The sequence below is a fragment of the Caulobacter sp. 17J65-9 genome, assembly GCF_010975005.1.
Classification (GTDB): Bacteria; Pseudomonadota; Alphaproteobacteria; order Caulobacterales; family Caulobacteraceae; genus 17J80-11.
On the sequence record NZ_JAAIVC010000138.1, the window covers coordinates 1 to 10,650 of the forward strand.

General features: G+C 70.1%; 13 protein-coding genes and 1 pseudogene. 9 read left to right on the forward strand and 5 right to left on the reverse strand.

The genetic code is table 11. From position 1 onward, the window contains the following. The 3 genes from G3573_RS16745 to G3573_RS16755 all read right to left on the reverse strand — a co-directional run. Window positions 1–424, reverse strand: a 424-nt coding sequence (locus G3573_RS16745) for an NAD(P)-binding domain-containing protein (protein WP_163262694.1), incomplete at its 3' end; no start/stop codon positions are given. A 209-nt stretch (window positions 425–633) separates the two neighbouring features. Then, window positions 634–1,131, reverse strand: coding sequence for a YbjN domain-containing protein (locus G3573_RS16750; protein ID WP_163262696.1), 498 nt, complete (start codon window positions 1,129–1,131; stop codon window positions 634–636). A 91-nt stretch (window positions 1,132–1,222) separates the two neighbouring features. Then, a complete protein-coding gene (locus tag G3573_RS16755; protein ID WP_163262697.1) occupies window positions 1,223–1,480 on the reverse strand; it encodes an accessory factor UbiK family protein in 258 nt (85 codons plus the stop codon). 153 nt (window positions 1,481–1,633) lie between these two features. Between G3573_RS16755 and lgt the strand changes: the two genes are divergently transcribed. From lgt to pgeF, 3 genes are read left to right on the forward strand one after another with little or no spacing between them, the layout of a single operon-like run. Further along, entirely contained in the window at window positions 1,634–2,491 is an 858-nt protein-coding gene (lgt, locus tag G3573_RS16760) for a prolipoprotein diacylglyceryl transferase (RefSeq protein WP_163262698.1), read from the forward strand. After that, complete coding sequence (locus tag G3573_RS16765) at window positions 2,488–3,555, forward strand: SAM-dependent methyltransferase (RefSeq protein ID WP_163262700.1); 1,068 nt, start codon at window positions 2,488–2,490, stop codon at window positions 3,553–3,555. Before lgt ends, G3573_RS16765 begins: the two co-directional genes overlap by 4 nt. Beyond that, window positions 3,552–4,325: a peptidoglycan editing factor PgeF gene (pgeF, locus tag G3573_RS16770; protein WP_163262702.1), complete on the forward strand. Its 774-nt coding sequence runs from the start codon at window positions 3,552–3,554 to the stop codon at window positions 4,323–4,325. The genes G3573_RS16765 and pgeF overlap by 4 nt, the downstream gene beginning before the upstream one ends. Window positions 4,326–4,329: 4 nt before the next feature. Here the strand turns inward: pgeF and G3573_RS16775 are convergent, their stop codons facing one another. Next, window positions 4,330–5,181, reverse strand: a complete 852-nt coding sequence (locus tag G3573_RS16775; RefSeq protein ID WP_163262704.1) for a hypothetical protein — start codon at window positions 5,179–5,181, stop codon at window positions 4,330–4,332. Window positions 5,182–5,278: 97 nt separating this feature from the next. Here G3573_RS16775 and G3573_RS16780 point away from each other — a divergent pair. After that, a pseudogene (locus G3573_RS16780) lies at window positions 5,279–5,425 on the forward strand (laccase domain-containing protein); the annotation flags it as partial. A 3-nt stretch (window positions 5,426–5,428) separates the two neighbouring features. Here the strand turns inward: G3573_RS16780 and G3573_RS16785 are convergent. After that, a complete protein-coding gene (locus G3573_RS16785) occupies window positions 5,429–6,067 on the reverse strand; it encodes a hypothetical protein (protein WP_163262708.1) in 639 nt (212 codons plus the stop codon). A 200-nt stretch (window positions 6,068–6,267) separates the two neighbouring features. On the opposite strand from G3573_RS16785, the gene G3573_RS16790 reads away from it, so the two are divergent. From G3573_RS16790 to G3573_RS16810, 5 genes are all read left to right on the forward strand, one after another. Beyond that, on the forward strand, window positions 6,268–7,203 hold the full coding sequence (locus G3573_RS16790) for a ribose-phosphate pyrophosphokinase (protein ID WP_163262709.1): 936 nt from the start codon (window positions 6,268–6,270) through the stop codon (window positions 7,201–7,203). A gap of 247 nt (window positions 7,204–7,450) precedes the next feature. Beyond that, a complete protein-coding gene (locus G3573_RS16795) occupies window positions 7,451–8,365 on the forward strand; it encodes a hypothetical protein (protein WP_163262711.1) in 915 nt (304 codons plus the stop codon). Between the two features lie 145 nt (window positions 8,366–8,510). Beyond that, window positions 8,511–9,122 carry a 50S ribosomal protein L25/general stress protein Ctc gene (locus tag G3573_RS16800; RefSeq protein ID WP_163262714.1) on the forward strand — a complete coding sequence of 204 codons (612 nt, stop codon included), beginning with the start codon at window positions 8,511–8,513 and terminating at the stop codon, window positions 9,120–9,122. Window positions 9,123–9,194: 72 nt separating this feature from the next. Next, entirely contained in the window at window positions 9,195–9,815 is a 621-nt protein-coding gene (gene pth, locus G3573_RS16805; protein WP_163262716.1) for an aminoacyl-tRNA hydrolase, read from the forward strand. A 129-nt stretch (window positions 9,816–9,944) separates the two neighbouring features. Next, on the forward strand, window positions 9,945–10,650 hold a 706-nt coding region (locus G3573_RS16810), incomplete at its 3' end, for a tetratricopeptide repeat protein (RefSeq protein WP_163262718.1).

The window sequence follows — 10,650 nt, forward strand, 5'->3', positions numbered from 1 at the left end:
CTTGCGGATCGGCGGCGTAGAGGCTGGTCACGCCCTGCGCGCGAGCGACGCCGGTGGTCGGCAGCACGCGCGCGCCGCGCCGGCCGCCGAAGCCGGCCTCGAGGTCGGCGGCGCGCGTGCCGACCAGTACGGAAACGATTACCGCGTCCTTGGGCAGGACCGCGTCGTAGGCCGGCGCGATCTCGCGCCACTTCTGCGGCTTCACGCACAGGACCACGGTCCGGACGTTCGCCAGCGCCGCGTCCGGCGGATTCAGCGCCGCGCCCTCGGCGGCGGCGGCGTCGCACTCCGGCTTCTGCGAGGGCGTGCGGATCAGCAGGTCGGAGAACGGGAAGGCGTCAGCGCGCCGCCAGCCCTGGATCAGCGCCTGGCCCATGCGCCCCGCGCCGATCAGCAGGACGGGTCCGAAAACGTTGTCAGTCATGGCTTTGGCTCCCCTTCTCCCCTTGCGGGAGAAGGTGGCCGGCGGAGCCGGCCGGATGAGGGGTGTCGGCGCCGAAGCGTCAGGACGAAGAGCGCAGTCGCGCCAGGACGACAGGCGTCTCGCCGACACCCCTCATCCGACGCGCTCCGCGCGCCACCTTCTCCCGCAAGGGGAGAAGGAAATCCAGAAGCACTATCCGCGGTGAGCGCTTACGCCCGCCCGACCGTCTCGAACATGCAGCAGGCCATGGCGTCCGACGGAGTCTTCGCGCCCTTGAGCAGGAAGTTGAAGGCCGGGAAGAAGCGGTCGGCCGCTTCCACCGCCGCGTCGATCATGGACGCGGCCTGGGCCAGGGTCGGGCGCTCGCCGTGCGGCAGGGCCAGCGAGTGGCGGAAGACGATCTCGCCGTCCTCCGGCCAGATCTCGAAGTGGCCCAGCCAGACGCGCTGGTTGACCAGCGACAGCAGTTCGTAGGTCGCCCGCTTCGACTTGGGCGCCCGCAGGTCCAGCGAGCAGCACAGCTGCAGGCAGTCGCCCTCGGGACGCCAGGCGAACCACAGTTCGTAGTCGCGCCAGTCGCCGGCCAGGGCGAAGGCCAGGTCGCCGTCTTCGGTCCGATCGAACGGAAGATTTTCCGCCGACAGAACATTTTCAACGACGTCGAGGGGATCGAAGGCGAGGTCCAGCTCTTCCGGTCGGGTGTCCATAGGCGGTCCTCGATCCTCGGCGCCGACCGGGCGAAACGGGCGGGCGACTCAAACGCCCCGCTTCACGAGGGTAACCGCTTCGTAAACCAGCTCAACCGGCGTCGTCTGCCGGGCGAGCGCCATCCACAGAAGTGTTCCCTTTCAGGGTCGCGAGTTCGGCGCGGAGAGCCGCCACCTCGGCCTTCAGGGCCTCGAATTCGTCGCGGCGGATCAGGTCCAGTTCGGCCACCAGCCGGTCGCCCTGGGCGCGAAACGCGGCCCGGGCCTCCTCGCCCGCCGCCTGGGCCAGGCCCATGGCGCCGGTGGTCAGCTTGGCGAACTCGTCGAGGAGGGGATTGCGCGTATGCATGGCGATCTCGTTGGGCGATCTCTTCTGGGCCGAAGCGGCCCGCACCGCTTCCTTATAGAGCGCGAACAACGTCGAAGCGACGGTCCGGTTCGAAGGGGGCGACGGACGCGGTCGTGCTTGCTAAACGAGGCTGACAGCCTGCGAGGACGCGCCGTGCAGTTTCCCGATATCGACCCGTTCGTTCCGTACCTGCACTGGGGCAACTTCGGCGTCCGCTGGTACGCCCTGGCTTATGTCGCCGGCATCCTGCTGGGCTGGTGGTGGGCGGCGCGTCTGCTCACCAAGGAAACGCTGTGGGGCCCCAAGGGCCCGCCGCTGAACAAGCTGCAGCTGGACGACCTGATCCTGTGGATCACGGTCGGCATCATCGGCGGCGGCCGCATCGGCTACATCCTGTTCTACCAGCCGTCGATGATCTGGGAGTCGCCGCTCAGCATGCTGAAGCTGTGGGAGGGCGGCATGTCCTTCCACGGCGGCCTGATCGGGGTGGCCCTGGCCATCGTGCTGTTCGCGCGGCGCAACAAGATCGCCCTGCTGAGCCTCGGCGACCTGGTCGCGCCGGCCGCGCCGATCGGTCTGTTCTTCGGGCGCATCGCCAACTTCATCAACGGCGAGCTGTGGGGCCGCCCCACCGACGCGCCGTGGGGCATCCGCTTCTGCAACGCCACGATCGAGCAAGCGTACGGCCACTGCCCGGCCGGCATGGTCCCGCGCCACCCCAGCCAGCTCTATGAAGCCGGCCTGGAAGGCGTGGTCCTGTTCCTGGTGCTCTACTGGGCGACCTACGTGCGCAAACTGCTGCCGCGCGAGGGCCTGGTCACCGGCATCTTCCTGGCCGGCTACGGCGTCTGCCGCTTCCTGCTGGAGAACGTGCGCGAGCCCGACCAGCACATGCCGGACTTCCTGCGCGGCCACGTCACCATGGGCATGCTGCTGTCGATCCCGATGATCGCGGTCGGCGTCTGGCTGATCTGCCGCGCGCGCCGCGTGGAAGCCCCCGCCGCCGCATGAGCCTGGAAGATCGGCTGAAGGCCGAGATCGCCCAGACTGGCCCCATGCCGGTCTCGGCCTTCATGGCCCGCTGCCTGTTCGATCCCGACGGCGGCTACTACGCCACGCGCCCGCGCCTGGGGCCCGAGGGCGACTTCATCACCGCGCCGCTGGTCTCGCAGATGTTCGGCGAGATGCTGGGCCTGTGGGCGGCCGAGGCCTGGATCCGCCTGGGCCGGCCCGCGCGCGTCCTGCTGGTCGAGATGGGCCCCGGCGACGGCACGCTGATCAGCGACGTCCTGCGCGCCGCCCGCCTGGTCCCGGAGTTCCTGGCCGCCGCCGAGCTGTGGCTGGTGGAGCTGTCAGAGCCGCTGCGCGCCGCCCAGGCCGCGCGCCTGGCCGACGCGCCGCTCGCCCCCCGTTGGGCCGGCGCCCTGGACGAGCTCCCGGCCGACGCGCCGCTGATCCTCCTGTCGAACGAGTTGCTGGACTGCCTGCCTGCCGACCAGTTCGTGCGCGCCGAGCGCGGCTGGGCCGAGCGCCGGGTCGGCCTGTCGCCGGACGGCGAGCTGGCCTTCGGCCTGACCCCGGGCCACCGGCCGGCGAACGCGCCCGAGGACCTCGCCCCCGGCCTGGTCTGGGAAGTCTCGCCCGCCCAGGCGGCGTTGGGCGCGGAGGTCGGGGCCCGCGTCGCCGCGCAAGGCGGGGCGGCGCTGTTCATCGACTACGGCCGCGACCGGCCGGAGCCCGGCGACACCCTGCAGGCGCTGAAGGCGCATGCGAAGATCTCGCCGCTGGAGACGCCGGGCGAAGCCGACCTGACCGTGTGGGCCGATTTCCCGGCCTTCGCCGCCGGCGCCCGGAGCGCCGGCGCGCAAACCGCGATCCTCACCCAAGGCGCGCTGCTGCGCCGGCTCGGGATCGAGCACCGCGCGGAGGCCCTGGCCCGCGCCCGCCCCGACCGGGCCGAGACCCTGGCGCGCCAGCTGGCGCGGCTGGTCGATCCGGCCGAGATGGGGACCCTGTTCAAGGCCTGCGCGGTTCACGCCGGCGCCGTGCCTCCGGGATTCGAGGAGACGTCATGACCAAGCCCCCCGTCCTCACCTCGCCGCGGCTCCAGCTGGAAGGCGTGCGCCACGCCTTCTTCACCCGCCAGGGCGGCGTCTCCACCGGCATCTATTCCAGCCTGAACCTCGGGCCGGGTTCGAAGGACGATCCGGAGGCCGTGGCCGAGAACCGCCGGCGCGCCGCCTCGGTGTTCGAGGTCGGGCCGGACAACCTGCTGAGCTGCTACCAGACCCACTCGGTGATCGCGCGGGTGGCCGACAGCCCCTGGGCCGGACAGCGGCCGGAGGGCGACGCCATCGTCACCTCGACGCCGGGCCTGGTCTGCGGCGCGCTGTCCGCCGACTGCGCGCCGATCCTGTTCGCCGACGCCGAGGCCCGCATCGTCGCCTCCGCCCACGCCGGCTGGAAGGGCGCGCTGGACGGCGTCGTCGGGAGCGCGGTCAGCGCCATGGTCGCGCTGGGCGCCTCGGCCAGCCGCATCAACGCCGTCGTCGGCCCCTGCATCGGCCCGAAGTCCTACGAAGTCGGGCCGGAGTTCGTGGACCGCTTCGTCCACCACGATCCGGGCTCGGCGCGCTTCTTCGGCCCGGTCGAGGGCTCGGACCGCCAGCTGTTCGACCTGCCCTCCTTCGTGCTGTGGCGGCTGGAGCAGGCCGGGATCGAACACGCCGAGTGGATCGGCCACGACACCTGCGCGGAGGAAGAGCTGTTCTTCTCCAACCGCCGCGCCTTCAAGCGCAGCGAAGGCGACTACGGCCGGCTGATGAGCGCCATCGCCCTGGTCTGAGCGCTCAACGGCTGAGCCATTCGAACGCCCGCGCCAGCACTTCACGGTTTAAGGCGTGTCCGCCGTCGATCTCGACGTACTCAGGCGTGAGTCCCTGAGCTTTCAGCCCCTCGACGAGACGGCGCGCGCTCTCGACCGGAGTCGACTCGTCCCCGCGTGCGTGGGCGACGAGGACGCGGCCGCGATACCCCTCCATGAGATCGAGGCAGCGGGTCGGCAGCACCGACCGCCACCAGATCTCCGGGTTCGTCGCTCCCAGCCAGGTCGCCCCGACCCGCGGGTCGCTCGCCACACGGTGCTTCTGCTTGGCGAAGTCGGGATCATCCTTGGTCAACAGCGAAAGCTCCTGATCGAAAGTCATCCCTCCGCCGGTGCTGAGCAGCGCCACCGCCTCGACGTCGTCGGTCGCCCCGGCCAGCGCGCAGGCGGTCAGGCCTCCCGCCGAGACCGCGAACACCCGGAACGCCCCGCGATCCCGCAGACCGAGTTCACGCTTCAACCGGTTCATGGCCGCCACGTGATCAAACCATCGGGCCTGCTCTGTGGACTGACTTTCGTAAGTCGGCCCGCAGGTCCCGTCGCGGGAGGCGCCTTCCTTGTCCACTGCCACCACCCACCGAGGGCCGTCCGTCTCGGCCGCCAGCGTCGACCAGCCCAGAGCCTCGATCGACTTGCAGTCGGAGCCGCTCACCAGTAGCAGCGCCTGGTCGGCCGCGCCGTGTCCACGGTCATGCACCCGTACGTCGATGCTCGAACCGTCGGCCCGCTTCACGTCGATCGTCCGGAAGACTGGATCGGCATGAGCGGAGGTCCCGCCAATTAGCAGGAACACGGCAATCGCCAGCGACAAGCTCAAGCGCATCACACCCCCTCGGCACCGACATTCAGGCCCACCGTACTATTTGCGGTAGAGCATCGCCATCATGCACGTTTTTGCTTTGCGGGGCCGCGGGCGGCTGGACCAGGCCGGCGTCGAACACGCCGAGTGGGTCGGCCACGACACCTGCGCGGAGGAAGATCTGTTCTTCTCCAACCGCCGCGCCTTCAAGCGCGGCGAAGGCGACTACGGCCGGCTGATGAGCGCGATCGCCCTGGTTTGAGCCTCAGCGCGCGCGGCGGGCGCCTCCGCTCGGCGCGGCCTTGCGGCATCGCCCGCCCTTGCCGGAGAGGGTGGGCGGCAGGTTCAGCCCCTTCTCCTGGTCGCGCGGGGTCAGCGCCACATAGCTGTCGCGCTCGGCGAAGTCGAAGCGGCGCACGGCGTTGCGGATATCGACGACGTACAGGAACACGGCTTCGCCAGTCGGACCGCCGGCTCCCTGCTCCACCAGCCAGCGGGCGAAGCGCCAGTCGCCTTGCGAGGCGAGGCCGCCCGACGGATAGCGGTTCATGCCCCGTTCGGTCGGCGAGAAGCCGTATTGCTCGATGGGGTGATTGTGGACGAAGCCGACCATGCGCTCTGGACCGACGCCCGCGGCGCTCAGGGTGGCCTCGATCTGCTGCAGGGTGACCTTGTCGGACAAGCCGGGTTTGGCCGGCGTGTGGGCAAGCCGACCGTCATCGGCCAGATAAATCAGGCTGTAGTGTTCCCGGCGCTTGGCGCTCGGCAGGCGGCGGATTTCCTCGCGCGCCTCCACCGCGAGCGCGTCCAGCGCACACAAGTCCACTCGCTGGGCCGCGCGCTCGGGCGCGTCCAGAAGCAGCGCCAGGGCGGCGAGCCCCGACGCGATCGTAATGTCCGGCACGCAAATCCCCCACGCGTACGCTTACTCGACGCCGCTCCCCCGCGGCGCACAGCGGATTTCGCACCCGAGCTTTGCCATTTGGTTTCCGCAGGGGGAGGTTCGTCACAAAACGGTCTTAACGGGCGCGGGCGCGACCTCCCGCCCCTTGCCCTTCGGGCGTTCGCTGCTAGAAGCGCGGCGTCAATCGAAGGGCGCGTGCCATGAAGCTGCTGTCGGGCAACTCCAACCAATCCCTGTCGCAGGCGATCGGCGACTACCTCGACGTGCCGCTGACCAAGGCGCAGGTGAAGCGCTTCGCCGACATGGAGGTGTTCGCCACCATCGACGAGAACGTCCGCGGCGAGGACGTCTTCGTGATCCAGTCGACCAGCTACCCGGCCAACGACAACCTGATGGAGCTCTTGATCTGCATCGACGCGCTGCAGCGCGCGTCGGCCCGGCGGATCACGGCGGTGATGCCCTACTTCGGCTACGCCCGTCAGGACCGCAAGACCGGCGGCCGCACGCCGATCTCGGCCAAGCTGGTCGCCAACCTGATCACCCGCGCCGGCGCCGACCGGGTCCTGACCATGGACCTGCACGCCGGCCAGATTCAGGGCTTCTTCGACATCCCGACCGACAACCTGGTGGCCATCCCGGTCCTCGCCCGGGACATCAAGAACAACTACGAAGACTCCCACGAGCTGATGATCGTGTCGCCGGACGTCGGTGGCGTGGTGCGCGCCCGCGCCCTGGCCGACCGCCTGAACGCCGACCTCGCCATCGTCGACAAGCGCCGCCCGCGCGCCGGCGAAAGCGAAGTGATGAACATCATCGGCGACGTCACCGGCCGCCGCTGCATCCTGTTCGACGACATCGTCGATTCGGCCGGCACCCTGTGCAACGCCGCCGCCGCCATGATCGAGCGCGGGGCCGCCTCGGTCTCGGCCTATGTCAGCCACGGCGTGCTGTCGGGCCCGGCGGTCGAGCGCGTGAAAAAGTCGGTGCTGCACGAGCTGGTGATCACCGACTCCATCGAGCAGCCGGAGCAGGTGCTGGCCTGCGGCAAAGTGCGCACCGTCACCGTGGCGCCCCTGATCGGCGAAGCGATCCGCCGTATCGCCAACGAAGAATCGGTATCAAAGCTTTTTGATTGACCGGGGTTCGTCCAGAATCCCCGTCGAATCACCCCCGGACTGTCGCTATAGTCCGCCCGCGGTCGCGGCAGGCGCCTGACTTGGGTTCGAAGGGGGACGTGTCGGTATGAGCATGGTGAACTTGCGGCGCGCTGCGCTGTTGGGCGCGTTCGCTTCGTCCCTCGTCCTGGTCGCCTGTCAGGAGCCGCCGGCTCCCCCGCCGCCCGCTCCCCCGCCGCCCCCGCCGCCCGTCGCCCTGTCGTCGGGCGTGGCCGAGGCCGCCGCGGCCTACGAGACCTACGTCAGCCAGGCCAAGGAAATTCAGGCGAACTTCACCGACGGCGAGTCCATCCAGGCGTCGCTGCGCAAGGGCGAGTCGTACGAGGCCAAGCAGCTGGCCCAGGGCGTGATCGCCTACGGCGCCGTGCTGGCCCTGCAGGAGCCGACCTTCGTCGCCGGCGTGCGCGAGCTGGGCCGTGAGCCGGCCCAGCGCCAGCAGATCATCAACCAGATCTTCGCCGACCCGGCCTACGCCGCCCAACTGCCGGGCGCGGACGCCGCGGCCGGTCGCGTGGTCGCCGAACTGACCGCCGACGGCGCCGCCGTGCACAAGGCCGGCTCGGCCGTGAAGCAGTCCGCCTACGACGTCCAGCGTCAGAAGTGGTCCAAGGAGTTCGTGAAGGAGCGCGAGGCGCGCCTGGCGGCGGCCAAGCAGATCTCTTCGCAGCCGATCGCCCCCTCCACCGACCTGTCGGCCCAGCTGCTGCAGGCGGCCCTGAGCGGCACCGGCCTGCCGTCCGTCACGGCCGGAGCCGAGAAGCCCTACACCCCGGCGGTGCAGCGCTCGCTGGCCATCGCCGCGCTCGCCGCGCTGGGCGCGGCCGGCGACGACAACGCCACCCAGGTGAGCGCCCTGCTGGAGGACAACGTCGGCCCCTCGTGCCTGAACCTGTCGAAGCTGAACCTCTACCAGTGCCTGGCCGTCTCCAAGCCGCACTACGAGGACGTCTTCTGCCTGGGCCAGCACGTGCTGATGGACACCGGCCAGTGCATCACCAAGGTCGCCGGCAAGATCGCGCCGGTGGGCGAACCGATTCCCCTGCCGGCGGCCCCGGCCGCCCTGGACGCGGCCTCCAACACCACCAACGCGGTCCAGACCGAGGGCCCGAAGGGCGGCAAATAGGACGGATCAGCGCGCCGGCGCGGGCATAAGTCCGCGCCGGTTGCGCACCCCCGTCGAAGCATGTATTAAGCCGCGCTCTTAGATTCCGGGGTAACCCCCACGCCGCGCCGGGTGCGCGGCGGTTTCGTTTTTGAGGCTGAAGCAGATGGCCGAGATCGTTCTCAACGTCGAAGTTCGCGAGCGCACCGGGACGGGCGCCGCCCGCGCCGCGCGTCGGAGCGACCAAACCCCGGGCGTCCTGTACGGCGGCGACCGCGGCCCGGTGCCGATCTCCATGGAGACCAAGGCGCTGCGCAAGGCGCTGTACACCGGCAAGCTGCTGGGCCACCTGGTGACCCTGAAGTACGGCAACGAGACCCAGCCGGTCATCGCCAAGGCCGTCGACTTCCACCCGGTCACCGACGTGCCGCTGCACTTCGACCTGTTCCGCGTCGACGAACACCAGACGATCAAGATCTCGGTGGCGGTGCACTTCCAGAACCAGGAAGCCTCGCCGGGCATCAAGCGCGGCGGCGTGCTGAACGTCGTCCGTCACGACGTCGAAATCGCCTGCCCGGCCGACCAGATCCCGGAAGAGCTGCTGGTCGACCTGACCGGCCTGGAGATCGGCGACACCGTCCGCATCTCCAACATCGCTCTGCCGAAGGGCGTGACCCCGACCGTGACCGACCGCGACTTCGTGATCGCGACCGTCACCGGCTCGGCCGGCCAGGCTGCTGAAGAAGCCGCCGAAGGCGAAGAGGCTGCTGAAGGCTGATCGCCTTCACAATCTGATATGTAGGCGGCCTCGTCCTCACGGACGGGGCCGTTTCCTTATGGAGTCCTGTCCGTGCTGATCCTGGCCGGGCTCGGAAATCCCGGGCCGAAGTACGAGAAGAACCGCCACAACATCGGCTTCATGGCGATCGACGAGATCGCCCGCCGCTGGCGCTTCGGCCCCGAGCGCAGCAAGTTCCAGGGCATCGCCTCGGAAGGCGTCGTGGACACGCCCCAGGGCCCGCAGAAGGCCCTGCTGCTGAAGCCGCAGACCTACATGAACGAGAGCGGCCGCTCGATCGGCGAGGCCATGCGCTTCTACAAGCTGAAGCCCGAGAACGTCGTGGTGTTCTACGACGAGATCGACATGGCGCCGGGCCGCTTCCGCATGAAGACCGGCGGCGGCGCGGCCGGCCACAACGGCATCCGCTCCACCATCGCCCTGATCACCGCCGACTTCCGCCGCGCCCGCATGGGCGTGGGCCATCCCGGCGAGAAGGAGCTGGTGCACGGCTGGGTGCTGTCGGACTTCCACAAGGTCGACCAGCCCTGGGTCGACGACCTGACCCGCGCCTGCGCCGACGCCCTGCCCTTCCTGATGCTGGGCGAGGACGAGCGCTACCAGGCCGAGGTGCTGCGCCTGGCCCCCGCCCCCAAGGCCGATCCGCGCCGGGCGATCAGCGCCGGTAATTAAAGCGTCGCAAAAGTTGCACGCCGGTCGAATTGCTCTCGGCGGTGCGCAAGGCTAGGCTCCGCGGCCTGTTCCGGGGGGAGTAGACATGCACGCCGACCGCCTGCCGCCGCACGCCTGCGAGCGCGCCCGATGAGCGCCGATCCGACCGACGACGGCGCCGACGCCCCCCTGACCCTGCAAGGCATGTCCGGGGGACGCCGCCGCAAGCGCGGGCCCGACGTCACCGTCCTCGTCATCTCCGTCCTCGGCGTGCTCGGGGCCGGCGCGGGTTACATGGCGCTGAAGAAGGGCGCCCACGCCCTGCCGGCCGGCGCCGTCGCCAAGGGCGTCCCCTCGATCTCCCAAGCGGAGCGGTGCCTGCGCAACGGCAACATCCCGTGCGCCGAAGCCAGCTACATCGCCTATCTGAAGCAGTATCCCGAGGACGCGCGCGCCAACGCGATGCTGGCCATCGTCCTGACCGGCGACGGCCGCCACAAGGAGGCCCTGCCTTACTATCGCAAGGCCGACGCGCTGGGCATCGACACCTACGACTTCTACGCCAACCAGGCCCGCAGCCTGGAGGCCACCGGCGACGTCGACGGCGCGATCAAGGCCAATTACCGCGCGCTGGACATCGTCCCCTCGCTGGTCGACGTGCGCGGCTCGCTGGCCGACCTGCTGGTCCGCAAGGGGCGGGCCGACGAGGCGATCAATCTGCTCGAGAGCTTCGACCGCTCGCTCGAAGACCAGGGCCACACGCCCTACTTCACCGCCAAGGCCGCCCGCATCCGCGCCGGGCGCGGCGGCGCGGCCGCCCAGCAGGCCGCCGCCGACGCCGCGGTCACCGCGGCCG